This is a genomic window from Photobacterium lutimaris (genome assembly GCF_003025555.1).
Classification (GTDB): Bacteria; Pseudomonadota; Gammaproteobacteria; order Enterobacterales; family Vibrionaceae; genus Photobacterium; species Photobacterium lutimaris.
Genome location: NZ_PYMH01000003.1, coordinates 57,168 through 81,984, shown reverse-complemented (window position 1 = coordinate 81,984; position 24,817 = coordinate 57,168). Strand labels below are relative to the sequence as shown.

The 24,817-nt window shown below is 48.5% G+C and carries 21 protein-coding genes; 10 read left to right on the top strand and 11 right to left on the bottom strand.

Translation table 11 applies throughout. The features are described 5' to 3' along the window. The first annotated feature begins 378 nt into the window (after positions 1-378). Together brnQ (C9I99_RS09360) and brnQ (C9I99_RS09355) are read left to right on the top strand one after the other, a co-directional pair. Entirely contained in the window at positions 379-1,713 is a 1,335-nt protein-coding gene (gene brnQ, locus C9I99_RS09360; protein ID WP_107348612.1) for a branched-chain amino acid transport system II carrier protein, read from the top strand. Positions 1,714-2,273: 560 nt separating this feature from the next. Beyond that, complete coding sequence (gene brnQ / locus C9I99_RS09355) at positions 2,274-3,575, top strand: branched-chain amino acid transport system II carrier protein (protein ID WP_107348611.1); 1,302 nt, start codon at positions 2,274-2,276, stop codon at positions 3,573-3,575. 74 nt (positions 3,576-3,649) lie between these two features. Here brnQ (C9I99_RS09355) and C9I99_RS09350 read toward each other — a convergent pair whose 3' ends face one another. Beyond that, positions 3,650-4,126, bottom strand: coding sequence for an Lrp/AsnC family transcriptional regulator (locus tag C9I99_RS09350; protein ID WP_107348610.1), 477 nt, complete (start codon positions 4,124-4,126; stop codon positions 3,650-3,652). Between the two features lie 224 nt (positions 4,127-4,350). Here C9I99_RS09350 and C9I99_RS09345 point away from each other — a divergent pair, with 224 nt between their 5' ends. Further along, positions 4,351-5,226 (top strand): hypothetical protein, encoded by an 876-nt coding sequence (locus tag C9I99_RS09345; protein ID WP_243734471.1) that lies wholly within the window; start codon positions 4,351-4,353, stop codon positions 5,224-5,226. Between the two features lie 97 nt (positions 5,227-5,323). On the opposite strand, the gene C9I99_RS09340 is transcribed toward C9I99_RS09345, so the two are convergent. The 6 genes from C9I99_RS09340 to nrfB all read right to left on the bottom strand — a co-directional run bounded on the left by C9I99_RS09340 (position 5,324) and on the right by nrfB (position 10,700). Then, positions 5,324-5,794 (bottom strand): cytochrome c-type biogenesis protein, encoded by a 471-nt coding sequence (locus C9I99_RS09340; RefSeq protein ID WP_107348608.1) that lies wholly within the window; start codon positions 5,792-5,794, stop codon positions 5,324-5,326. Then, entirely contained in the window at positions 5,787-6,344 is a 558-nt protein-coding gene (locus C9I99_RS09335; RefSeq protein WP_107348607.1) for a DsbE family thiol:disulfide interchange protein, read from the bottom strand. The genes C9I99_RS09340 and C9I99_RS09335 overlap by 8 nt, the downstream gene beginning before the upstream one ends. A gap of 57 nt (positions 6,345-6,401) precedes the next feature. After that, positions 6,402-8,375 carry a heme lyase CcmF/NrfE family subunit gene (locus tag C9I99_RS09330; RefSeq protein ID WP_107348606.1) on the bottom strand — a complete coding sequence of 658 codons (1,974 nt, stop codon included), beginning with the start codon at positions 8,373-8,375 and terminating at the stop codon, positions 6,402-6,404. A gap of 63 nt (positions 8,376-8,438) precedes the next feature. After that, positions 8,439-9,398 (bottom strand): cytochrome c nitrite reductase subunit NrfD, encoded by a 960-nt coding sequence (nrfD, locus tag C9I99_RS09325; protein ID WP_107348605.1) that lies wholly within the window; start codon positions 9,396-9,398, stop codon positions 8,439-8,441. Next, on the bottom strand, positions 9,395-10,084 hold the full coding sequence (gene nrfC, locus C9I99_RS09320; protein ID WP_107348604.1) for a cytochrome c nitrite reductase Fe-S protein: 690 nt from the start codon (positions 10,082-10,084) through the stop codon (positions 9,395-9,397). Before nrfC ends, nrfD begins: the two co-directional genes overlap by 4 nt. Positions 10,085-10,094: 10 nt before the next feature. Beyond that, complete coding sequence (gene nrfB, locus C9I99_RS09315) at positions 10,095-10,700, bottom strand: cytochrome c nitrite reductase pentaheme subunit (RefSeq protein WP_107348603.1); 606 nt, start codon at positions 10,698-10,700, stop codon at positions 10,095-10,097. Positions 10,701-11,250: 550 nt separating this feature from the next. Between nrfB and nrfA the strand changes: the two genes are divergently transcribed. The 5 genes from nrfA to C9I99_RS09290 all read left to right on the top strand — a co-directional run bounded on the left by nrfA (position 11,251) and on the right by C9I99_RS09290 (position 20,235). After that, positions 11,251-12,690, top strand: a complete 1,440-nt coding sequence (gene nrfA, locus C9I99_RS09310; protein WP_107348602.1) for an ammonia-forming nitrite reductase cytochrome c552 subunit — start codon at positions 11,251-11,253, stop codon at positions 12,688-12,690. 884 nt (positions 12,691-13,574) lie between these two features. Further along, entirely contained in the window at positions 13,575-14,846 is a 1,272-nt protein-coding gene (locus C9I99_RS09305; RefSeq protein WP_107348601.1) for a TolC family protein, read from the top strand. A gap of 26 nt (positions 14,847-14,872) precedes the next feature. Continuing rightward, positions 14,873-16,540: an efflux RND transporter periplasmic adaptor subunit gene (locus C9I99_RS09300; protein WP_107348600.1), complete on the top strand. Its 1,668-nt coding sequence runs from the start codon at positions 14,873-14,875 to the stop codon at positions 16,538-16,540. Continuing rightward, a complete protein-coding gene (locus C9I99_RS09295) occupies positions 16,540-19,695 on the top strand; it encodes an efflux RND transporter permease subunit (protein ID WP_107348599.1) in 3,156 nt (1,051 codons plus the stop codon). The genes C9I99_RS09300 and C9I99_RS09295 overlap by 1 nt, the downstream gene beginning before the upstream one ends. Positions 19,696-19,707: 12 nt before the next feature. Continuing rightward, on the top strand, positions 19,708-20,235 hold the full coding sequence (locus C9I99_RS09290; RefSeq protein ID WP_107348598.1) for a CueP family metal-binding protein: 528 nt from the start codon (positions 19,708-19,710) through the stop codon (positions 20,233-20,235). Between the two features lie 272 nt (positions 20,236-20,507). On the opposite strand, the gene C9I99_RS09285 is transcribed toward C9I99_RS09290, so the two are convergent. The 4 genes from C9I99_RS09285 to amrS form a co-directional block, all read right to left on the bottom strand. Beyond that, entirely contained in the window at positions 20,508-20,894 is a 387-nt protein-coding gene (locus tag C9I99_RS09285) for a hypothetical protein (RefSeq protein ID WP_107348597.1), read from the bottom strand. A 120-nt stretch (positions 20,895-21,014) separates the two neighbouring features. Continuing rightward, the gene (locus tag C9I99_RS09280; protein ID WP_208113395.1) at positions 21,015-21,716 is read right to left on the bottom strand and encodes a TPR domain-containing protein; all 702 of its coding nucleotides are present in this window, start codon (positions 21,714-21,716) and stop codon (positions 21,015-21,017) included. Between the two features lie 167 nt (positions 21,717-21,883). Continuing rightward, the gene (locus C9I99_RS09275) at positions 21,884-22,192 is read right to left on the bottom strand and encodes a glutaredoxin domain-containing protein (protein WP_107348840.1); all 309 of its coding nucleotides are present in this window, start codon (positions 22,190-22,192) and stop codon (positions 21,884-21,886) included. 100 nt (positions 22,193-22,292) lie between these two features. Next, entirely contained in the window at positions 22,293-23,378 is a 1,086-nt protein-coding gene (gene amrS, locus C9I99_RS09270; RefSeq protein ID WP_107348839.1) for an AmmeMemoRadiSam system radical SAM enzyme, read from the bottom strand. A 78-nt stretch (positions 23,379-23,456) separates the two neighbouring features. Here amrS and amrB point away from each other — a divergent pair, with 78 nt between their 5' ends. Further along, a complete protein-coding gene (amrB, locus tag C9I99_RS09265) occupies positions 23,457-24,245 on the top strand; it encodes an AmmeMemoRadiSam system protein B (protein ID WP_107348596.1) in 789 nt (262 codons plus the stop codon). Then, positions 24,214-24,804: an AmmeMemoRadiSam system protein A gene (gene amrA, locus C9I99_RS09260; protein WP_107348595.1), complete on the top strand. Its 591-nt coding sequence runs from the start codon at positions 24,214-24,216 to the stop codon at positions 24,802-24,804. The genes amrB and amrA overlap by 32 nt, the downstream gene beginning before the upstream one ends. Positions 24,805-24,817 lie beyond the last annotated feature (13 nt).

Here is a 24,817-nt window from a genome sequence, read left to right as displayed (position 1 = left end):
CTCTCACTCCATCACCACAAACGCAACAGAGCAGTACTATCCTTCAGTAAAGCAAATAAATACAATGTATTCTCATGCTATCTATTTACACACTAGTGTTTTATTTATATGTTGTAACTGATTTCGATATTTACGTTCAGGATAACACCATGTTTAAACCTACTTGCCAGCTTTCAGTTTGCAAGCCTGTGAAGATGACAGGCGGAACGTTTGTATCGCGCGAAATTATTGCTGCTATTCTAGTGATTATTAACTAGGCTGGCGGCTATTCACCCGTCAGCCAGGCTGACGGGGAGCAATGTCTTAACCTACCTGTTTTTCTTCAGCCTTTCTGACGGTCCATAACAAAAACTGAGTAATATCAGAGGACTTGTCCGAATGAATAAACACAACACCCTTGCAATAGGCCTAATGACTTTTGCGATGTTTCTCGGCGCTGGGAACATCATCTTTCCGCCTTTACTGGGCCTGCAAGCCGGTACCCATTACTTGCCAGCTATGCTTGGCTTTCTTATCACCGCAGTGGGCCTACCCGCTCTGACGTTAGTCGTTCTTGGTCGCCTTAGCCACAGCCAGCAACTTACCGCAGCCCTGCCAAAGCCAATGGCCACGGGTTTCTGGGTATTGCTGTTTACCGCCATCGGTCCAGCGTTTGGTATGCCGCGTGCAGTCACAGTCGCCTATGAAATGGGTATCGCGCCATTTACTAATGGCGATCTCCTACTGCCCTTCTCGCTGATTTTTGTGGCAGTAACCCTACTCCTCGCTTTCCAACGGGGCAAGTTAGTCGACTACATTGGCAAAGTCATGACTCCCTTACTGGTTTTACTTCTTGCCGTATTAGCCGTTACCGCTTTTGTCGCACCTGTTAGTCCAATGACCCTGCCAAGTGGTGATTACCAACACCAAGCCGTAACTCAGGGGCTTATTCAAGGCTATATGACCATGGATGCGATTGCCGCCGTTGGCTTTGGTTGGGTAATCATCAAAACGATTCAAGATAAAAGCGTGAGTCAGAATAAGGGCGTGAGCTCACGTGGGGCCTTATTCTCCAGCACCGTAAAAGTCACCCTGATCTATGCCGTGCTTATGTCCGCCTGCTATCTCGCAATGGGCTATGTCGGAGCCACTTCTTCGGCAGTCGCAAGCGGCGCAACCAACGGCGGAGAAATCCTAACCAACTATGTCGCGAGCCTATTTGGCATCTACGGTCAGTACCTACTTGCCGTCATCATCATTATGGCCTGTCTGACTACCACCGTTGGCCTAACCAATGCGTGTGCCGAATACTATCAACAGACCTTTAATACGCCATTCTCGGTGACGACGGTGATCGTGTGTGCACTTACCGGCCTGATTGCCAACTTCGGCCTAGATCAGATCCTGGAAATCAGCCTACCGGTGATTTTGGTACTCTGCCCGGTTGCCATTGCGCTGGTTATCACAGCCTTGGTGGTTAAACCGTCACCGTTCCAGCGACCTATTTTTGTCGCAACCGTCTCAGTCACGCTGGTGTTTGGCACCATAGATACCCTGCATATTCTTGGCCTGATCCCGACTCAATGGGAAGCGGTGCTGAGTGATTTCATGCCTCTCTATGCGGCCCATGCAAGCTGGCTGCTGCCATGTTTGACAACGCTGCTCTTTAGCCTGTTAGCCAACGCGTCGCTTGCTCGCCGTGAGAAAACAGTAACAACCACTTCGGCGAAATAGGTATAAAGTCAGCGATCACGTCGCTAAAAAACTAAAAAAGCCGCTACTTCACAAACAGTAGCGGCTTTATCTCAACCCGCAGTTTTAGCCATTTAATACACTGATTGCACCTCAGTAAAACAGCTCCACCAGCAGATAAAAAAACCACAAAGCTCACCCAATACCTATATAAATACCAAGCAACCCAAACCTTGCAGCTCAATAATTAAGCGATAGCCAATTTTGTGACTTTTTTCACTTTTCCTGTTTACAGTCCAGAAAAATGCTTATATGTTGTATACCCAAGTGACCTCGCGTTGCTTTGTTATATTTGTTGTTCGCATTAGGAAATCAGCACTATGCTAAGCCTTATTACTCAAACCGCTGCTACTACCGTTTTGGCTCGTGCCAAGCGCGCGGTTTTGCGTACAACACAATCAGTCGTCTCTGTCGTCGTCCTAGTCATCTAGGCTGACGGCTATTTCCGTCAGCCAGGCTGACGGAGAATCAACATATCATCACGTTTATCTTCCCAGCCCCTGACGGTCCCAAGCATTAAAAGCAAACACAGGGCTCGTCCAATGAAGACCAACGATACACTCGCCATCGGCTTGATGACCTTCGCCATGTTTCTCGGCGCTGGCAACATCATTTTTCCACCGTTCCTCGGTTTAGAGGCTGGCACACAACTACTGCCTGCTATGGCTGGTTTTTTGATCACGGCTGTCGGCCTGCCCGCACTGACCTTGATTGTTTTCGGTCGCCTGAGCGACAGCAAACAGCTCACTAACCCACTGCCCAACTGGCTCGCCACCCTAATTTGGGTCGCCTTGCTTACCGCTGTTGGCCCGGCTTTCAGTATGCCTCGAGCAGTAACGGTGGCTTATGAAATGGGGATTAACCCGTTTGTCGACAGCGATCAGCTACCTCTTTTTTCCTTCATTTTCTGTAGCTTGACTCTACTGCTGGCCTTCCACCCCGGAAAGCTTGTCGATTTCATTGGCAAGATCATGACCCCCTTGCTGATCATCATGCTGTGCACACTTGCCATTACCGCTGTTATCAACCCATTGTCTGCACCGCAGCCTCCGCAAGGCGAGTATATTGATTTCGCCTTTACCCAAGGGTTAGTGCAAGGTTACATGACCATGGATGCTATCGCGGCGGTCGGCTTTGGTTGGGTGATCATCAAAGCAATTAACAACAAGGGTGTAACGAACAAAAATGAGGTGGGTAAATCGACCTTTCAAGTGGCGATGATTTATATCGTGTTGATGGGAGCGTGTTATCTGGCGATGGGTTATGTCGGCGCCACATCGAGCCCTATCGCCCACGAGGCAACCAATGGCGGGGAGCTGCTTAGTCTGTATGTCGCCCACCACTTTGGTGAATACGGACAGTTGCTACTGGCTGCGATTATCATCATGGCATGTCTAACAACAACCGTTGGCCTGACCAATGCGTGCACCGAGTATTACCAGCAAACATTTGGCGTGCCGTTCCGCAGAATCGCAACCATTGTGGTTCTGCTGACTGGCGTTATCGCCAACGTCGGACTCGATCAGATCTTGGCGTTAAGCTTGCCGGCAATTCTCGTGCTTTGCCCTGTCGCTATAGCCCTGATTTTGTGTGCCTTGTTCTACCCGGGCCAAAAAAAGTACCGGAGCACATACATAGCAGCCATTGCTACCGCTTTCGTCTTCGGCAGTATTGATGCTGCCAGCATCCTTGATGTCGTACCGAGTGCGTTGGACAAGAGTTTTAATGACTGGCTTCCGCTTTACTCTGCCAATGCCAGCTGGCTGCTGCCGTGTGGCGTGATCCTACTTTCAAGAAAATTGGCGTACTCTCGTAAGCAACAACTCTCCATCGTAAATCATTAAACACAAAAGGGGAGTCTCCTTTGGAGGCTCCCCAACGTTTACCCCGCTATAGCCCGCAATTCGTAACGAACGCTCTACGCGTCTTCAATATGGCTAAGGTTAACTTCGGTCGTAAACTTAACCGTCCTTAGGGAAATTGACGTGTGGAATTTTCTAATATTCAGATCTTTACGCAATGAGCCTTCGATAAAGTTTTCATATTCTGCAATGCCACGCACCTGAACAATAAGCAAAAAGTCATAGCTCCCTGAAATTTGATAGCACTGACTGACTTCTGGGTACTTCAATATTGAGCGGCGGAAGCTGTGGTAAACATCTCCCCTATCGCTGTCCATTTCAATGGAAACCACGAAGGTCATCATATTTCCAATAAGCTCAGGGTTGATGAGCGATACATCACCAATAATCGCCCCTTCTTGCCGCAGCCGCTTTACTCGCTTGAGACAAGCAGGAGGAGAAAGTCCGACTTCTTCAGCTAAATCAACATTCGCGATTCTATTGTTCTTTTGCAAAATCATGAGGATTTTGCGATCTATCCGGTCTAAATCCATAATTTCTTTAATGCCCCAAAATGCAAAACATTTTCCTCATTATTTTATGACAAAAGAAATATTTGATACTCATTTTGCCATTTAAGAAATACTATTAATCACGCATTTCTTATCATATCACTCTTCAGAAAATTCGATAGGACACAAGAATGGGACGCGTCACCAAAGAGCTTATCCAGTTAGGCCGCGACATAGTTTCAACCACAGTTTCATTGTTTAAGATAATGATCCCAGTGATTATTTTGATCAAAATAGCGGATGAACTCGGTGCAGTAACACTACTCGGTGAACTCCTTGAGCCACTGATGGGGATACTCGGATTACCCAGTTCCATGGCACTGGTTTGGGCTACCACTATGCTTACCAACCTTTATGCGGGGTTACTGGTGCTTATCAACACCGATGCCACACTTACCGTTGCTCAGGTTACTGTATTAAGTAGCTTACTCTTAATAAGCCACGGGCTACCTATCGAAGGGATGATATCTAAAAAAGCCGGTGTACCCATGTGGGCAGTACTAACGTTACGGATTGGCGGTGGTGTTACCTTTGCGTGGCTTCAAAATGTTTATTACGAATATTCCGCCAAAAATCAACATACCGCCCAGATCCTTTGGCAAAACGAACCGGTTGTTGGCGAAAGCTACCTGCAATGGGCCATGGGCCAAGCCCAAAGCCTATTCAGCATCTTTCTGGTCATCGCTGTACTTATCACCCTACTCCGACTGCTGAAACTTCTAAAAATCGAACAATTAATGTCACTTATAATGATGCCCTTCTTGAAGATTTTAAAAGTCAGTAAAGATGCTGCCAACTTAGCGGTTATCGGCATTACATTAGGCCTATCCTATGGCGGGGGGCTCATTATTAACGAGAGCAAAAAAGGAAATTTAACCGCAAAAGATGCGTTAATCACTGTCTTGTTGCTCAACCTGCTACACAGCATTATCGAGGATACAGCCTTAGTGCTGCTTATCGGTGCTGACTTGAATATGGTGCTCTGGGCTCGGATTGTTTTCTCGGTCTGCGTCATGGCCATCATTTCTCATGTGCATACGCTGTTTTCAAGCAGAAAGGAAAAGCAAGAGTTACATTCTTAGTCGATGATTGAGCAATGACTCCGACATACCCAAGTAACGACTCTAGTTACTGGGTATGAAGGTATAAGAGACCGGGGGTGGTATTAACCTCTATTGTTTAACGAGCTCGCTGCTGGCGACGAATTGTTACCCAGATGATTGAACCAAATAAGCCTAGCAGCAAAAATGGTCCACCCCACAGTAAGTAAGTGTGCGGATTCAAACGTGGTTTGTACAACACGAAATCGCCAAATCGGGATGTCATGTATTCAATCACATCTTCGTTACTGTCACCGGCATTAACCATTTGATAGACCTTGAGCCGCAGGTCTTTCGCCACCGGTGAGTTTGATTCAATCAGGTTCTGGTTCTGACATTGCGGGCAGCGCAAGCGGCGAGACAGCTCGATAGCCCGCCGCTGCTCGGCTGAAGAGCGAAACTGGAAGGTCTCGACTGATTCAACCAGCGCCATATCAGCGGCTACAAAAATTTGATCTGTTTGTGCGACTGCCGGTACGCTCACGGCCAATAGACACATGCTGATAACCACCAGCAATGACTTGATTCGGTAAACCACTTCCTTACCCATTCGTTCTCTTTTCCTGTTGCACTTCCTGTTGCAAAAGCTCAATCACGGGTACGAATTCCCGCAGCCATACGCCTTCATCCAATGCCCCCAGATAGCGGTAACGGATCATGCCCTGGCTGTCGATCAAATAACTTTCCGGTGTACCATATACACCCAGGTCTAATGCGAGTGATCCTTTAGGATCATACAGCACCGCTTGATAAGGGTTGCCGCTCTGGGTCAGCTCCCGCAATGCCGACTGGCGGTTATCACGATAATTAAGCCCTACAATCGACACCTCACCTTGATGTGCCAACTGCATCAGGAAACCGTGCTCACTTTTACAGATACCACACCAAGAAGCCCAAACATTCAATAACTGCCATTGCCCAGTAAATAGTGTCTCATCTGCCGTGACGGCGGGCTCCAACAGCTCCAAGCTAAATGGTGGCATCGGTTTTTCTTCAAGCTTGGGAGCATGCCCTTCTTGAGTGGATGTCATTGCCAAGCTGATGATCACAAGCATCACCACCACAACAGCTAGCGGAAGATAACGGCTAGTTACTTTCATTTCGAGTACACCTTGAATCCTTATCGACCATTACTCCAAATCACTAATTCCAAACTATTACTTCCAAACAACGATCGTTTCAATCTTCTTGGACTGCTGCAGCTTGTGTGGCACCCGCTTGCCAGCAAGACTCAGCACCGCCATTGCCCCACCAATCATCATTAAGATACTCCCCAGCCATAACCATCGTACATACGGCTTGTATTGGATCCGCACCGCATAGTCTGTACGGTTAAGCTTTTCGCCCAGCGTAATATAGATATCACCATGCCAGAACCAAGCGATACCCGGTTCACTCATGTTCATTGTGCGCACGGTATAGTGACGGCGCTCTGGGCGGATAGTCGCAATCAACATCTCTTCTTTGGTCACCGTGATCTGTGCTTGTTCTGCCGTATAGTTCGCCCCAACCAGCAAGTCTGTCTGCTGGTAGGTAAAATGGTATTCATCGAGAGTAACACTGTCTCCCGGCCCCATTTTGCTGCTAATTTCCTGATCATAGAAGCTCACCAAGGTCGCGCCAATGATTGTCGCCGCGATCCCGGTATGGGCAATGACCATAGCCGCCTGCTTCCACACAATCCCCTTCATGCCTTTCGCACGTCTAGCATGGATTCGTATGTACATTGCTTGAACAGCGGTTGAGGTAATCCAAATCGCCGTTATAAACGCCAAACACACCGTAATGTTCACCCCTCGCTCAAACATCACAGAAAGAGCGACACCCAAAACAATGGATACCGACATCGGTGCCAACGAACGAGTGATCACATCATCCAACCCAACCTTGTGCCAACGTACGACGACGCCTAGCCCCATAAACAGGAATAAGATGAAGCTCATCGGGACAAACATCGCGTTGAAATACGGCGCGCCGACCGAAATATTGCCCAGCCCCAACGCCTGGAATATCAATGGATAAAACGTCCCGAGCAGCACAGTAAACATCGCGACGACAAACAAACTGTTGCCCACCATAAACATGGCTTCTTTGGTAAAAAAACCAAATTTGGCGGCAACAAAGTAACGGCCCGATCGAATAGCAAACAGTGACAAGGCAACAATCAGGATCAATGCCAACATGGCCAGTAAGGTCACACCGCGAGTCGGGTCAACGGCAAAGGCATGAACCGACGTCAATACCCCGGAACGAACAATAAAGGTGCCGAGCAAGCTGAGGGAAAAGGTCGCGATGGACAGCAATAAGCTCCAACCCGACAATGCCTTGCGGGATTCAGTGATCATCAAGGAGTGGATCAACGCTGTCCCCGTCAGCCATGGCATCAAAGAGGCATTTTCTACCGGATCCCAGAACCACCAGCCCCCCCAACCTAATTCGTAGTATGCCCACCAAGAGCCCAACGCAATGCCACCAGTAAGAAACACCCAAGCAGCAAGTGTCCAAGGTCGGCTCCATTTTGCCCACTCACCTTTGCCGTGATCGCCCGTTAACGCCGCAATGGCAAAAGCAAAACTGACCGCAAAACCGACATAACCTAGGTAGAGCATTGGCGGGTGAAAGATCAACCCTATATCTTGCAGCATCGGATTCAAATCGCGCCCTTCAAGCGGCGTCGGGAACAGCCGCTCGAACGGATTGGATGTCAGTAAAACAAACAGACTAAACAGAAGGATCAGGCCAGAGAGTGTAATCAGCACCCTTGCAATAAACGCCTCATCCAGCTTCCGACATGCTCTGGCAACACAGGCTGTCCACAGCGTAAGAGAAAATAACCAAAACAGGAATGACCCTTCATGGCCGCCCCATACGGCAGCTAATTTGAAGAAAATCGGCAATTGGGTGTTGGAGTGATGAGTAACATAGGCGATTGAAAAATCATCCAACGCGAAACTCACGCCCAATAAGACAATCGATAGGCCAATAAAACCAAAGGCGCCATAACTTAATGGCCAAGCGTAGCGAGTAAGGTATGAATCCTTTCTGACTAATCCTACTGCGGGAACGGTGGCACCAAGTAAGGCGAACACCATACCTAGGATTAACGAAAAATGTCCAACTTCAGGGAGCATCTATATTCCTTGTTACTAAATCGCCACAGCGCTAACTGTGGCGATTCTATTTTTTGTTGCAACCTACAAGGTTGTCATTTGCCCAGCATACAGCACAAACGTACGTAACATCAGTACACCGATCAAACTTAGTGTGGTCACCAGCATAATGAAGGCTTTGTTATGCTTAACACCCGCAGGACTAACCGCATTCAGCCCCAATGGCACCAGCATTCCCATACCGATAACACCATACCAGAACCAGCTAGCCCAGAATCCGCCACCGATCGCCGACAGTGCTGCGACCTGACTTTGGCCCCCACCGAAGTACAAACCGGAGAAGAAAGCAAAGATAACGAACAACTCAAACATCACCACCGGACGCTCAAACTTGTGAACCCAACTGACACTGGCACTCTTCGCCGACTCTTTGAAGAACACCACGCCAAACAACAAACAAGCGGCCGCACCGGAGGACAAGCTCGAGAACAAAAACAAGATAGGCAATACTGGGTTATTCAGCATCGGGTAAGTCTGAAGCGCCGATAACAGGAAGCCGGTGTAGGCTGCCAGTAACAATGCCAGAAAGCCCAAGAACAGCTCAATGCTGTTTTCGAAGCGGTCCAATACCTTCATGACTTTTCCGACAATAGGCAATCTATCGCCCAACAATGCCAGCAATTCGTTCTTGTAGATAATGGCAATCCAAGCGAACAATACCACCATGTACACTTGGAATAGCACCACCCCCATCGACATCACTGACGTTGGGTTATAGAAGATCATTATCTTCCAGAATGACCATGGCTTGGTCAGGTGGAAAACCAGAATCAACAAGCCGACAATGATCCCAAAAGGAGCCAGAATCGCTGTTGCCTTGATAATACCATTGCTCGCCGGATACCCTTCGATCACCTTACGCTTGAGGTAAATGGCAATCATAACGGCACCGGCTGACATCCCTGCTAAGAACAGGTAGACCGCTATGATCCAGTCCCAGACCAGCGAGTCAAAATAAAAGGCATCTGCAAATGTCGTACTCATCCTTTTATCTCCCCTTTTCCATGTGGCACCTTGTACATCTTAGGCTGGGTGCCGAGCTCGACTTTTTGTCGGTAAACCGGCTTCTGCGTGATCATCTGGCTGATTTCACTGTTTGGATCGTTCAAATCGCCAAATGTCAGTGCCTTGGTCGGGCACGACTCCACACAGGCTGGCTGCTTGCCTTCCTTAAGGTTGGTCTCACGGCAGAAGTCACACTTATCTGCCGACTTGGTTTCCGGGTGGAAGAAACGCACCTGATACGGACAAGCCGCAAGGCAGTAGCCACAGCCGACACACTTAAAGTTGTCTACAGCAACAATGCCTGTTTCGTCATCCTTATAGGCAGCTCCCGTCGGGCAGACATGAACACACGGCGCGTTATCACAATGCTGACAAGAGATACGGGTAAATTGATAGTCAACATTCGGATATTCGCCCTGTGGTTCACTGCGGACGATCTCCAGTCGCGATACCCCTTCAGGTACATTATTCACTTCACGGCAGGCATCGGTACATGCCGTACAACCAATACACAGTGTTTCGTCATGGACCATACCGTAACGCTTCACACCATCATCCATGGTGGCCGCCAAAGATTTACGGCCCACCAGGTTTGAAGCTCCCACCCCTGTAGTGAAGATGACTGCCCCGGCACCGGCCAGGAAGTTACGTCTTGAACACGTCATAATCTCTCCCCTACTCTTTAGCTTTTATCTGATCAGAGTGGCAATCGACACAAAGCTTGATTTTTGGCTTTCTCTCGATACCTTTCATTGGATCAGACGTTGGGTGGATGTTATGGCAAGAAGCACATGAGAGATCGAGCGCATGGACATCGTGTGTCCAGTTCACTTCACGCAGATTCTCCGGCTCATGACAATTCACACAGGTTTCATTTTGCTGCGTGATCCAAGCGACATCAGCCGCCGGTTTTTCACTGCCGGCAACAGATTGCGCCGGTGCAAATTTCGTGACCTCTGATGCGCCATTGCGGTGATCGCTACCTACATTGCTGTGGCAGTCGACGCAAGTCACATCACGATTTGTGTGCGGGTTAATAGCGGTGCTGTGCGCACCTTTGAGAACGTCTTGTTCATCTTTATGGCACTGGGTACATGCGTAATCCCTGTCCCGATTGAATTCGACGACATGTCTGCCGGACTCCGAAGTAGTAACAGAAGGGCTGGCTGCTGTGGCTTCTGTGTTCTGGGAGTCTGCGGCAACATTGATTGAGAAACCCCAAATACACATAGCGACAAACAACGTCAACATGCTATTCAGGGCTACTTTATGATTGCCCATTTTTCACCTTTTCATCTTCCACAATTACTTTTAATCAAAAATCAAAAAGTAACCGGTGCTGATATTACAAATTAGGCACAATAGTGCCCGTTTGATTTCGCAATTAATAATCCATCGCATTTGAAATCAATTCTTATTTGCATCAACTTTAAGCCACAACGCTCAACAAGCTTATTAAACTATATTTCAGGATGTGAAAATATGCGACAAATAACAAATACACTAAAAGTAATATTGAATATGATTATTTTCTGATTTAGATCAATCTCAAAAAACATGCTAACGTGTTGTTTTACAATAACATTAATAGAAACCCCAGACTCAATAATAAAGGGTTATGTAAATACCCCCTTAGGGGTATATAGGTAAATTATTAATCTACCTCGCGTTATTCACTTTTCACTTTTGATCCAAAACAAAAAATAAATCGCTTTTATCTCGTTATTTCTCCTTTCTGATATCCTTATTTAGAACTCTGATTCTGTTTGCATCGAAAGCCGCTCTCACAACGCTTGGCTCTACTTACAACAAGAATTATGGAGTGCACATCGTGAGTAATAAATGGACGAGAAATACTGCCGCTGTTGCAGCATTACTGTCTGCAATATTTCTTTCTGGCAATGCGTTTGCTACTGAGCAACCCGCTGAAAAAGAAAGAATTGAAGCACGCAACGAAGCTTTTGCCGCTGAGCATGCAGACCAATACAAAACTTGGGAAGCAACCAAGGAAAGCGAACAGATCGAAGATGCCCTTGAAGGCGACCCTAATATGGTCATCCTTTGGGCCGGCTATGGCTTTGCCAAAGACTACAACAAAGCCCGAGGCCACTTCTATGCGGTAACTGACGTTCGCGAAACCCTACGTACTGGCGGCCCGAAAGACGAAAACTCTGGCCCAATGCCAATGGCCTGTTGGAGCTGTAAGAGCCCAGACGTTGCCCGTGTCATTGATGAACGTGGCGAAGATGGCTATTTCGACGGTAAATGGGCTCGTCTAGGTTCAGAAATCAACAATGCCATCGGTTGTGCCGACTGCCACAATACCAATAGCGAAGACTTCAAGCAGGGTAAACCAGCCCTCGCTTTGTCACGTCCGTACGCCGCCCGAGCAATGGAAGCAATCGGCAAGAAATTTGAAGACGGCTCACGCCTTGATCAACAAGCGCAAGTGTGTGGCCAATGTCACGTTGAATACTACTTCCAGAAGCAGAGCAAGAACGCCGTGAAATTCCCATGGGACATGGGTACCGGTGTGGATGAAATGGAAGTGTACTTCGATAATATCGGCTTTAGCGACTGGACGCATGGCGTCTCTAAAGCACCGATGATCAAAGCGCAGCACCCAGAGTACGAAACATGGCGTGACGGCATCCATGGCAAGAACAACGTGACGTGTATCGACTGTCACATGCCGAAAGTGCAAAACGAAGACGGCGTTGTCTTCACTGATCATAAAGTAGGCAATCCATTCGATCGTTTCGAAGACACCTGTGCCAATTGTCATACCCAAGACAAAGAAACGCTGCAAGGCATCGTTTCTACCCGTAAAGCGCAAGTGCTAGAAATGAAACTTCGGGCCGAGAAACAGATTGTCGCTGCACACTTTGAAGCGAAAGCAGCATGGGATGCAGGGGCTACCGAAGAAGAAATGAAGCCAATTCTTACCGATATCCGCCACGCACAATGGCGCTGGGACTACGCGATTGCTTCTCACGGTGTTCACATGCACGCACCAGAAGTTGCCCTACGCGTTCTAGGTACGGCACTAGATAAAGCGGCTGACGCCCGTGCTAACGTAGTCCGCCTACTGGCTACCAAAGGCATTACCGATCCAGTTGAAATTCCTGACATCTCAACCAAGCTGAAAGCCCAGCAAGCGCTAGGTATGGATATGGATGCGATGAACCAAGAAAAAGAAGACTTCCTAAACACTGTTGTGCCGAAGTGGGAAGAAGAAGCTAAGGCTCGTGAAGCAAGCTATGACCAGTAAGATTGAAAAGTCTTAACTAAATGAACAACGCCCCGATATATCGGGGCGTTTTAATTTGATGACTGCTTACCTGACATCTAGCACAAAGTGAAAATCACAATGCTGATTTATCGTTGCCAAGGCAGTTACGACAAAACTCAATAAACTGTTAGGGAATGTTAACCCACAACTATAACTTGGCTACTAATCATAGAGAGTGTTATATCATCACTTCACAAACCCTACATTAAAGCCTTAAAATTCAAAAAGATAAGAACACCCACTCATTACACACTCAAATTGCAGGAAGTGATAAAACCAAAATTTAACCTACATGGGATATTTGACACTCACCCATCTCTAAGGTTTATAATTCAAACGATTCTGGCACAGGCTTTATTCAATGCGTTTACCTCGTTTCATAACACTGTTGTTGCTACTAACAATTTCCCTATCAGGGGGAGTCGTTGCCGCACCAGTAAATTATGAATCCAGCAATATCGCGCAAAGTATCACTCCTGTGAATACAAGCGATTGCCATGCTACCGACACGCATTGCGAACACCATAATACCTCACATCACCCTAGCTCTTCACATCACAACTCTTCAATTCATAGCAATGTGGAACAGGTGCACACCGCCTGCCCTCACGATGGACTGCAAGAATGCTGCCTGATGACTCCTTGTAGTTTTTCCTCAGCGGCCTTTACTCACACATCAGTCAAACTGCCAAGTTTCAATTTTAGTCATCAACGCCCATTATCTGGCGTTTCTTTCTACCTTTCAGCCTCTCCGAATAACCTCTATCGGCCTCCAATAGCCTAACTATTCTCTTATTTATTAATGATGTATTGAATGCCAAGGCTTCAGTACGCCTGTTATTCACTAAATAAAATGAATAGTAATGAAAATCAGACAATTAAATTTAGTAGCAGCACTCTGCAGTACACTGCTGACTGTGCCTGCAGCATTGGCATCGCTAACTCTATACGAAGCAGTTGATATTGCCATCGAGCAAGACACCACCCGATTACAGCTAGATTACCAATCCCAGGCGATTCGCCAGAGCGCGGTGGCAGCTGGTCAATGGATGGATCCCAAACTGAAAGTCGGGGTGGGTGGGCTTCCCGTAGACAGTTTCTCCATGAATGACGACATGATGACAAATGTCTCTGTCGGCTTGATGCAGACCTTCTCTCGGGGAAATACCCTTGCCTTACAGGAGACTCGCGGCGGCATCGAAGCTGATAGCATGGAGCTCGCTATGGACCTTCGGGCCCTCGAACTGTCACGGACGATCACCGACCTATGGATCGAACTCTATTATTTGCGGCAGTCCCATGAGCTGCTCCTTACTCGCCAAAACCTCTTGGAGCGTCAACATAGTGAGGTCATAGAGTCTTATGCCCTGGGGAATAATGCTGACGCAGAAGCGGTATTAGCTGTTGAAATTAGTCAAGGGCGTATCGAACAACAGCTATTGGCAAACCAGCAACTTCAGCGGGTCCAACTGGCACGCTTGACCGAATGGCTCGGGAGCGATCTCGCTGCCGTCGACGCCAGCCACCTACCTGAATGGCCAACATTGCAGCAAATGCTACAAACGCCTTCCCGCTGGACCGAACAGTTGTTATCTCACCCGAGCGTTCGTCAGCTAGACAAGTTGATCGATCTTCGGGCAAATGATGTGGATATTGCCAACGAGGCATATAAACCCGAGTTCGGCGTCGAAATGATGTATGGCTATCGCCAGGCAGAGGATATGGGTGGCCGTCAGGCTTCTGACCTCGTCAGTGTGTCTCTGACGATGGATCTGCCCCTCTTTACCAACAAGCGCCAAGACAAGCGTCTCAATGCCGCCCAGCTCAATATGGTCGCGGGCAGAGCACAGCGCGATACATGGCTGCGCCAACTGCACGCAGAAATAACTCGATTGGAACAGGAAACAGCCATCACCCAGCAGCGAATTGATACCTATCAAGATCACATCATTGCGCGCAGCAAAACGCGTCTCGCCACAGTGGAAAGCAGCTATGAAAGTGGCTTTGCTACTTTTGCCGATGTGATTCAAGCCTCAGATGAGCTGCTAACCGTAGAAATGGAGCTCGCACGGGTCAAAGCCGATCATCACCAACGCCTCAACCAACAGGCTTACTTTCTGAACCGCTACTTCTAAAGCCAATACCAACAGGAACATGAATAATGAAAAAATATGTTTTTACCTTTTTAGCTCTGAGCATCAGTGCTGGTGTTGGCTTTACATTAGGCAAGCACACAGATAACTCCCATGCGCATGCAGAACATAGCGGGGAAAAGCAACCGCTGTACTGGGTTGCGCCGATGGATCCTAATTACAAACGCGACCAACCGGGTAAATCACCGATGGGCATGGATCTTATTCCGGTCTATGAAGAAGATTTACAAGGCGGAAATGAACCTGCAGGAACGGTCTTTATCGACCCTGCAGTAGAAAACAACCTTGGCGTAAAGAGCTCGCCAGCAGAATTTCAAAGCTTAACGCACCCGGTTGATACTGTGGGCTACGTTAGCTTTGATCAACAACGCTATTGGCAGGTCAACCTGAGGGTCAATGGCTGGGTCGAGCGCTTATATGTTAATACTACCGGAGAGAAGGTCAGTAAAGGGGATGTGCTCTTCACGCTCTATTCGCCTGAATGGGTAAAAGCCCAAGAAGAGCTGCTCAATGCCGTACGCGGCAACCGCAGCGCAATGGTTAATGGTGCGAAGCAGCGCTTGAACGCCCTAGGGATGGATGATGCACAGGTGTCTCAGGTTATGCGATCCGGCAAGCCCATTCATCATGTCGCGGTTAAAGCTCCAGCAGACGGTATTATTGATGCCCTGAATATTCGCGAAGGGGCATTTTTGTCACCTCAGCAGACCGTCATTAGCGGTGGTGCGTTGAATACGGTCTGGGTCGAAGCCGAAGTTTTTGAACGACAAGCAGATCAGGTTGAGGTCGGCTCTCGTGTCAGCATGACAATCGATGCCCTGCCAGGCGAGCAGTGGCAAGGCTATGTCGATTACATCTACCCGGTCCTGAACTCTGCAACGCGTAGTATGCGGGTACGAGTAGTATTTGATAATCCCGACTTGCGGCTAAAACCTAACATGTACACCAAGCTAGTGATAGAGGCGACATCTAAACAGAAAAGTCTCGTTGTTCCTCGCCAGGCAGTGATCCGAAGCCGTGATATGACCCGTGTTGTCTTGGCGCTCGGAGACGGTAAATACCGCTCGGCCCGGATAGAAACCGGAAAGGAAAACCGTGAATGGATCGAAGTGACTGCCGGCCTGGCTGATTCAGATAGGGTCGTGACATCGGCACAATTCATGCTGGACTCAGAATCATCACAAAGTGCTGACCTAAACCGGATAAATGGTGTCGGAGCTGCGCCTGTAATGGTCGATGGTCTGTTTGTTGCCTCTACCGGTCAAAACCGGGTTCGAATTTCCCATATGCCAGTACCTGAATGGAATTGGCCTGCGATGGAAATGGACTTTGATGTATCTGATGATGTTAGCTTCACGACGTTTTCAAAAGGTGAGCCGATCCGCTTTTCACTGCAAAAAGAGAAAAACCAATTCCTCATCGTGTCCCTGTCTGATGAAAAACCACAGTTACCCGACGATTTCATCCTGAACGACAACAGCATGATGGATCACAGCGCAATGGGCCACGACATGATGGACCACAGCACTATGGATCACAGCGCAATGGGCCACGACATGATGGACCACAGCACCATGGATCACAGCGCAATGGGCCACGACATGATGGACCACAGCACCATGGATCACAGCGCAATGGGCCACGACATGATGGACCACAATGAGGATGGCAAGTAATGATAAACAAGATTATCCGTTGGTCGATCACCAACCGATTCTTTGTCCTCATCGCTGCGGCCATGCTGGCAGCGGGCGGCCTTTATTCGGTAAACAAGACCCCTATCGATGCTATTCCGGATCTGTCGGATGTGCAGGTCATCATTAAAACCAGCTACCCGGGACAAGCGCCACAAGTTGTCGAGGACCAAGTGACCTACCCGCTATCGACAGCCATGCTGGCAGTACCAGGCGCACAGGTCGTGCGCGGCTTTTCCTTCTTCGGTGACTCGTACGTTTACATTATCTTTGATGACAGCACCGATATGTACTGGGCTCGCAGCCGGGTACAGGAATACATGGGGCAAGTTGCCTTACCGGCGGCAGCCAAACCCGAGCTGGGCCCGGATGCCACTGGGGTGGGCTGGGTGCTGAGCTATATCCTGCAAGATAAAACCGGTCAGCATGATCTGAGCGAGTTGCGCAGCCTACAGGACTGGTTCTTAAAATATGAACTGCAGACTGTCGATGGTGTATCAGAGGTGGCGACTGTTGGCGGTATGGTTCGCCAGTATCAGGTCCAGATTGACCCTGACAAGTTACGCGCCTATGACCTGACACTGGCCCAGGTCAATCAGGCTATTCAAAGCGGCAATCAGGAAGTGGGCGCCTCCGTGATCGAAGTCGCCGAGGCTGAGCATATGGTGAGAACCACAGGCTACCTCCGCTCTGCGGAGGATATTGCCGCCCTGCCGCTCAAACTGTCAGAAACCGGCACGCCTTTGATGCTCGGTGATATCGCGGATATCTCAATGGGACCACAGATGCGCCGCGGTATTTCAGAGTTCAATGGTGAAGGTGAAGCTGTCGGTGGCGTCATCGTTATGCGATACGGGGAAAATGCCCGTGAGGTTATCACCAATGCCAAAGCGAAAATGGCCGAGCTGGAACGTTCGCTGCCTGATGGCGTCGAGATGGTCATCACCTATGACCGTTCTGGCCTGATTGACTCGGCGGTTGATAATCTCAGCAACACTCTGATCAAAGAGTTTGTGGTCGTTACGCTGGTTTGTGCGCTTTTCCTTTTCCATATTCGCTCTTCGCTGGTCATCTTGATCAGTTTACCGCTTGGTATTCTCAGTGCGTTTATCATCATGCAATGGCAAGGTATTAACGCCAATATCATGTCTCTGGGTGGGATTGGTATTGCCATTGGAGCCATGGTAGATGGTGCCATTGTAATGATTGAAAATGTCCACAAGCATCTTGAGCGAAACACAGATACCAACAAAGACCGTTGGGAGATCATTACAGAGGCCGCAGAAGAGGTGGGCACTCCCCTTTTCTTCTCGCTGCTCATTATTACCCTCAGCTTTGTTCCTGTCTTCGCCCTGGAAGGCCAGGAAGGCAAGATGTTTGCGCCACTGGCTTTTACTAAATCCTATGCCATGGCGGCGGCGGCTGGGTTGGCCATTACACTCGTCCCTGTACTGATGGGGTACTTTGTTCGAGGCCGTATCATGCCCGAGCAGAAAAACCCAATCACCCGTATGCTTATAGCCAGCTACCGCCCAATGCTGAAAATCAGCCTGCGCTACCCTAAAACCATGATCGCGATGTCGTTGGTGTTGCTGGCATCGGCCTGGTACCCGTATAGCAAAATGGGCAGCGAATTCATGCCTCCGCTCGATGAAGGCGATCTAATGTATATGCCGACAACCTATCCGGGGATCTCAATTGGTAAAGCACGGGAGTTATTGCAGCAAACCAACAAGCTGATCAAAACCATCCCTGAAGTTGAGACCGTGTGGGGCAAAGCCGGACGTGCCGAAACGGCAACCGACCCCGCTCCGTTAACGATGATAGAGACGTTTATCCAGCTGAAGCCGCAAAGTGAATGGCGAGAAGGTGTCACCACAGACACATTACGCAATGAGCTTGATAGTTTGGTGAAATTTCCCGGCCTGAGTAACGCCTGGGTCATGCCAATCAAGACCCGCATCGATATGCTCTCAACCGGGATAAAGACGCCGGTGGGAATTAAGGTTTCAGGCCCAGATTTAAAAACCATCGAAAAAATCGGCAAATCACTCGAAGACGTTGTCGGCCAAGTTCCAGGGGCTGTATCGGTATACGCTGAGCGCGTAGCCGGCGGTCGTTACGTGACTATCGATGTGGATCGTCACCGCGCGGCTCGCTACGGTTTATCCGTCCAAGATGTCCAGCAGGTAACCAGTGCCGCCGTCGGGGGTATGAACGTCGCCGAGACCTTGGAAGGGCTAGAGCGCTATCCGGTGAATGTCCGCTATCCGCAACACTATCGAGATTCTGTATACAGCCTGCAAAATCTGCCTTTAGTCACGCCATTCGGAGCGCATATCACCCTTGCTGATGTGGCCGATATCCGCTACGAGGATGGCCCTCCGATGATCAAAACCGAAAATGCTCGTCCCAACGGCTGGATATTCGTAGATATCGAAGGCCGCGATCTCGGTAGCTTTGTCGAGGAAGCACGCCAGCGTGTTGCCGAGGAGATAAGCTTGCCGGCGGGCTATGCCATCAGCTGGTCAGGGCAGTACGAGTATATGCAGCGAGCCATGGAGAAACTTAAAATTGTGACCCCTGTGACGCTCGGCATCATTTTTATGCTGCTGTACATGAGTTTCCGCCGTTTTGGTGAGGTTGCCATTATTGTTGGCACCCTGCCACTAGCCCTCGTTGGTGGCCTTTGGTTGATGTACTACCTTGACTACAACCTCTCGATTGCTGTTGGGGTTGGTTTTATCGCCCTGGCAGGCGTGGCGGTAGAAACCGCCATTATCATGCTGGTCTACTTGAACCAAGCCTGGCAGCGCAGGATAGAAGAACGAGAACAACAAGGTAGTCACGTAACATCAGAGGACCTGGAACAAGCCATTTTAGAAGGGGCTGGACAGCGCATTCGCCCAGTCATGATGACAGATCTAACCGTCGTTATCGGCCTGATCCCAATTATGATCGGCAGCGGCACGGGCTCCGAGGTGATGCAGCGCATTGCCGCCCCTATGCTGGGGGGCTCGGTGTCATCGGCCCTGCTAACCCTGCTGGTGCTGCCATCTATCTATAAGCTTTGGAAAACCTACTCTCACCGCCTGCAAACTGCACCGGCGGCTGAGGTTCAATTAAATATCAATTAAAGAAAAACTATTATGAAATACTTCAACAAAATCGCACCTGTAGTTGTCCTAATGGCTTCGTTTGGCACGTCAGCAATGACGGCTGAAGAATTTACCGCTCTTAGTCCGCAACAGGCATTGAAACAGTCTCACCAGTGGCACCGCACAGGTGAGGCAACCGTTAAGGTGATGCCTGACAGCCTAGAGGCAACGCTGCCTTCTGGCGAGGAAGCGGCCATTCCGCTTACCGAGGAGTTCCTGCTTTCTATCGCCCCGTATATCAATTATACCCATCCTTGTACATACCATGTGCCGACAGGGTGCCAGGGTGAACTGGTAGAAGAAAAACTGCACCTGATGGTTAAAGACATGGCGACGGGAAAAGTCGTGAAGAATGAAATGGTCACTACGCAAAAAGATGGTTTCATCGATATCTGGATGCCACGAGACGGTGAATATCAGTTTATGTTCCACAAAGGTAACTTGATGGCATCAGAAGTACTTAGCACCAAAGGGGACAGTCGCACCTGCATTACCACGATGAACCTGGTAGCCATGTAACCCCCTAAACCGACTGGCTGGGCTGGCTACTCTTGTAAGCCAACCGTGTAAAAGACGCTGGGCCTAGAGGGGATGAAACCAACATTCACAAAGCAAGCTACAGCCAGTTAGACCATCTCGGATAATGAACAGCGCCCCGATATCGCGGGGCGTTGTTTTTCTGTCAGTCGCGCATACATACTGATTAAAGTGCTCAAACAAAAAATCTAGGAACAGACGAATTCGTTTGGGCTGATATTGCCGGCTCTTTTTCAAATGCCATCCGAATATGATCATTCAATCGTTTCAAAGTAGAACTTATATTCACGTACACCCTCTATATAAATCCCTTTGTCTCTCAGCTCAAGATACTGCTGAAGTTTAACCGTTCTGAAATCCATCGCTTTAAGTGCAAGGATTATGCGGAGTTCATCCATTGAACGCGACTTAGATCCAGCGCTACAATTTCCACAGACAACATGTATCTTTGTCTTAAAACCAGTCTTATCAAGCCAGCTAAGCTCTTTCGGCTCTTTACGCTCCCCGCAGAAGTAACAACGACTGTCCTGTTTCAATGCAGCCTGTTCCCTTAGCACTTTAGGGCTCTGTGGTTTGATAGACGGGGGAGTATGGGTCTTCTTACTGCCACTGAACGCAGAGAACTGAACAACATTAGACATTTGGGTAACTCTCTCTAATAAAGGTGTATTCGAATGCTTCGCAATACCAAAAAAAGACCTAAATATTGAACACCGGCATTACTTTGCGCCTTGGCCGTAATGCTTACAGCTTCCTTACACTTAAATAAAACGCTTTGCCCGGTTAATCGCATTAATTACCTCGACCCTGTCAAGGTCAGTGCGATCGGTATCCAGTATCTGCTGCCAAGTATCAATCGCTTTTTGATAACGAGCATTGAGGAAATAATCAGAAGCCAATAACATCAAGGCAGAGATATTATTTTCGTCCAACGCCAATGCCTGCTCCAGCCAAGCCTGACTTTGTGGCGTGAAGTGCTGCTTTTCTTGGTAATAACTGGCCGTTGCCATTGCCGAATAGATATTGGACTGGGGCTCAGGTGAAAGCCGTAATGCGTAAAGAAATGCAGTACCGGCGTTTTCAAACTCACTGCTGTACATATAGGCATTACCCAACGCATACCACAGCTCGCCATTTTGCGTATCTTCTCGGAGTTTGTCTTGGATCTCTTCAATACGTTTCTGATTCAGCTCTGACGCACTCATCAGCATTTCTTCTGGTAGTGCTTCAAGGGCGACGACTGGCCGCATAACGGTATTTTTAGGTTCATGACCTAAGAAGGTATAACTGGTTACTGAAACCACAGTCAGTACACCAATAATTATCAAGGAAATCGGCGTGACTTTGCGGTTGTATCGAAACGAATGAGCAATAATCAATGCGGACGCCATGACTAACAACAGCAGGAAGAACAATCCGTGATAACTGACACCTTGAGAGAGAAAGCCTTGGTCGCTGAGCATTCCTGAAAATCCATATATCGTAATTGAAATACCAGTTTACCAGAGCCGCGCCCCCATGCCGGAAAAGAATGTCCGATATTTAGCCTAGATCAAACCGAAAAAAAGCAGCGTCACTGCGCTGCCTTTTCTACCATATTGGGTAAGCGAGGCAATCTACCTCCTTGCGCTTACAGCTCAAAATCTCCAAACGCATCGTTCTCTACCTGACGCGCTAGGAAAGCAACCAAATCGTCATGTCCGCCGATATATTGGCCGTCCAAGAAGATTTGCGGAACAGTGCGTACAACATTACCCGTTTGCTGTTCGATGAAATCAACCATCATGGTCTTGGCAAGGTCAGTACCCAATACCAATGTTGTATATTCGGTACCGCGCTCATCCAAGATTGCTTTCGCTTTTACGCAAAACGGGCAGTTTGGCTGGGTGATCACTAGGTTCTGGAAGCTCGCAAGCTGCTCCATTGTCATATCAGACATGTTTACTTTCTCATCCGGGGTTTTGTGATTAAGTATGTAAGATATCGGATCGCTGATACTGCTGACAAGCCCAGACAACGGATATACGCTTATAACCCCCTTATCTGCTGGCAATTTGCACAGGGATCCTGCGCCGTCCAAATGCTTTCTCGATAGGCTTGAATCGACCGGCTAACTGGTAACCACAGTAGTGGCACTGTCCCTGGCTGGTCAGGTGGCAATCCCCCAATTGATACCAGTTACGGGAAAGCACATTCTTACCACAGCCCGGACAATAGGTGCTGTCACCTATTTCATCGAAGATATTCCCCACATAGGCATAATGCAACCCATTGGCCATAGCGATCTCCCGCGCTTTTTTCACTGTCTCGGGTGGGGTTGGCAACTTGTCCAGCATTTTAAAATCCGGATGGAAGGCACTGAAATGGATTGGAATATCGGGGCCTAGATTGTCGTATACCCAGCGGGTCAAAGCCTCTATTTCTTGCGGACTGTCGTTTTCATCAGGGATCAACAAGGTGGTAATTTCAAACCACACATCGGTTTCATGGCGCAGATATAGCAAGGTATCGAGCACAGGCGCGAGATGGCCGCTGCATATTTTATGGTAGAAACGTTCGGTAAACGCTTTCAAGTCGATATTGGCGGCATCCATATGGGGATAAAAATCAACCCGAGGTTTATCGCAGATATAGCCCGCACTGACCGCCACGCTATGGATACCTAATTCACGGCATGCCTGAGCGGCATCGACGGCGTACTCCATGAAAATCACCGGATCGTTATAGGTAAAGGCAATACTGTCACAACCATAACGCTGCGCAGCCAATGCCAATTGCTCTGGCATAGCCGATGCCCCCAAGGTATCTATCTGGCGGGATTTGCTGATATTCCAGTTTTGGCAGAACTTACAACCGAGGTTACACCCTGCGGTACCGAAAGAGAGCACCGAACTTCCGGGGTAAAAGTGATTGAGTGGCTTTTTCTCGATAGGGTCGATACAAAATCCGCTGGAGCGGCCATAACTGGTCAGGACTATTTCACCCTCATGGGCCTGCCTAACAAAGCAAGCACCTCGCTTCCCCTCTCTCAATCGACATTGCCGCGGGCAAAGATCACACACCACCCGACCATCATCAAGCCGATGCCAGTACTTTGTTGGATAAAACTCAGGAGGTTGACGCATGATAATCATCCAAGTGTATATTTGTTCCTATACTTAAGATTAGTCCAGATCTTTAGACTGCATATGAGTAGGTGACCTATGAGTACACGTCCACCAGCCGTTGCGGGTCAGTTCTATTCCCACTCAGCGGCAGCCCTGAAAGTACAAATGGATAAATGGCTTAAGGTTTCCCAACATGCAACGCCTATTCGAGCACTCATTGTGCCTCACGCTGGGTATATGTTTTCAGGCAGCGTCGCCGCCGATGCCTACCGTTACCTGCTGGCAGAAGCCGAACGTATTCGCCGGGTGATCCTCATAGGCCCCAGCCACCGCTACTATTTCCAAGGTTGCGCCATCCCTGCGGCGGATCATTTCGAAACACCGTTAGGTAAAATAAAAATTGACACACAATTGGTTGAAAAGATAAAGGAAATAGATGATATTGAAGTATCGGACCAGGTTCATGCGCTTGAGCACAGCCTCGAAGTGCAATTACCTTTCCTGCAGTCATGTTTACATGACTTCACCCTATTACCGCTTTTAACCAGTAATGTACATCCGGCCAATGTCGCCAAGCTGATTGATTCCCTCTGGCAAGGTGACGACTGTTTGCTTGTTGTCAGTAGCGATCTAAGCCACTTCCATCCCTATTCGGAAGCGCAACGTATAGACCGCCAGACCTGCACAATGATCGATAACTACGAGCCAACGCTCGTTCCGGAACAAGCTTGTGGCTCAACAGGTATTAATACATTGCTTTTGTTAGCCAAACAAAGGGGATACACACTTATACGTAAAACATTAATAAACTCAGGCGACACCGACGCCGGAGATAAGGAGAGAGTCGTAGGATATGTCAGCTATCTCGTTTCAGAACCTCAATAAAGGTGAGTTAACCCAGCTTTTAGATGTGGCTCGCGATGCTATTCGTGGCCATTTTTCGGATACTATTCCCCAACCTCCGCGTTTAGATTTATACAGCAAGAAGCTACTCCAACCCGGCGCTTGCTTTGTTACTCTTACTGTCGACGGACAGCTTCAGGGCTGCCTAGGGACCACGGTGGCACATTCACCACTGGTGCTGGAAGTCCACAATAAAGCCAGAGCAAGTGCTTACCAAGACCGACGTTTTATGCCTCTGGTCGAAGAACAACTTGATGATTTGGTCGTTGAAGTGTCGGTCTTGAGCCAACCAAAAGATCTGGCCGTCGACTCAGAGCAAACACTAATAGACTACCTAGAAAATAATAAAGTCGGCGTGATCCTATCAGACCAGCATCAGCAAGCACTGTTTTTACCACAGGTGTGGGAACAACTGCCCAAACCCGAAGACTTCATTCGCCAACTCAAGCTAAAGGCTGGTTGGAACAGTGTGTACTGGTCACCATCAATGAAGGTCCAAACCTTCAACGTCAACAGCATTAGCGGTAAGTATTACTACTAAACTACTGGCTAAT

What these genes read in the sequence shown, in the direction of transcription:
- brnQ (WP_107348612.1), top strand. Translation starts at nt 379, where the DNA reads ATGAATAAACACAACACCCTTGCAATAGGCCTAATGACTTTTGCGATG.
- brnQ (WP_107348611.1), top strand. Translation starts at nt 2,274, where the DNA reads ATGAAGACCAACGATACACTCGCCATCGGCTTGATGACCTTCGCCATG.
- C9I99_RS09350 (WP_107348610.1), bottom strand. Translation starts at nt 4,126, where the DNA reads ATGGATTTAGACCGGATAGATCGCAAAATCCTCATGATTTTGCAAAAG.
- C9I99_RS09345 (WP_243734471.1), top strand. Translation starts at nt 4,351, where the DNA reads ATGATCCCAGTGATTATTTTGATCAAAATAGCGGATGAACTCGGTGCA.
- C9I99_RS09340 (WP_107348608.1), bottom strand. Translation starts at nt 5,794, where the DNA reads ATGGGTAAGGAAGTGGTTTACCGAATCAAGTCATTGCTGGTGGTTATC.
- C9I99_RS09335 (WP_107348607.1), bottom strand. Translation starts at nt 6,344, where the DNA reads ATGAAAGTAACTAGCCGTTATCTTCCGCTAGCTGTTGTGGTGGTGATG.
- C9I99_RS09330 (WP_107348606.1), bottom strand. Translation starts at nt 8,375, where the DNA reads ATGCTCCCTGAAGTTGGACATTTTTCGTTAATCCTAGGTATGGTGTTC.
- nrfD (WP_107348605.1), bottom strand. Translation starts at nt 9,398, where the DNA reads ATGAGTACGACATTTGCAGATGCCTTTTATTTTGACTCGCTGGTCTGG.
- nrfC (WP_107348604.1), bottom strand. Translation starts at nt 10,084, where the DNA reads ATGACGTGTTCAAGACGTAACTTCCTGGCCGGTGCCGGGGCAGTCATC.
- nrfB (WP_107348603.1), bottom strand. Translation starts at nt 10,700, where the DNA reads ATGGGCAATCATAAAGTAGCCCTGAATAGCATGTTGACGTTGTTTGTC.
- C9I99_RS09305 (WP_107348601.1), top strand. Translation starts at nt 13,575, where the DNA reads ATGAAAATCAGACAATTAAATTTAGTAGCAGCACTCTGCAGTACACTG.
- C9I99_RS09300 (WP_107348600.1), top strand. Translation starts at nt 14,873, where the DNA reads ATGAAAAAATATGTTTTTACCTTTTTAGCTCTGAGCATCAGTGCTGGT.
- C9I99_RS09295 (WP_107348599.1), top strand. Translation starts at nt 16,540, where the DNA reads ATGATAAACAAGATTATCCGTTGGTCGATCACCAACCGATTCTTTGTC.
- C9I99_RS09290 (WP_107348598.1), top strand. Translation starts at nt 19,708, where the DNA reads ATGAAATACTTCAACAAAATCGCACCTGTAGTTGTCCTAATGGCTTCG.
- C9I99_RS09285 (WP_107348597.1), bottom strand. Translation starts at nt 20,894, where the DNA reads ATGTCTAATGTTGTTCAGTTCTCTGCGTTCAGTGGCAGTAAGAAGACC.
- C9I99_RS09280 (WP_208113395.1), bottom strand. Translation starts at nt 21,716, where the DNA reads ATGCTCAGCGACCAAGGCTTTCTCTCTCAAGGTGTCAGTTATCACGGA.
- C9I99_RS09275 (WP_107348840.1), bottom strand. Translation starts at nt 22,192, where the DNA reads ATGTCTGATATGACAATGGAGCAGCTTGCGAGCTTCCAGAACCTAGTG.
- amrS (WP_107348839.1), bottom strand. Translation starts at nt 23,378, where the DNA reads ATGCGTCAACCTCCTGAGTTTTATCCAACAAAGTACTGGCATCGGCTT.
- amrB (WP_107348596.1), top strand. Translation starts at nt 23,457, where the DNA reads ATGAGTACACGTCCACCAGCCGTTGCGGGTCAGTTCTATTCCCACTCA.
- amrA (WP_107348595.1), top strand. Translation starts at nt 24,214, where the DNA reads ATGTCAGCTATCTCGTTTCAGAACCTCAATAAAGGTGAGTTAACCCAG.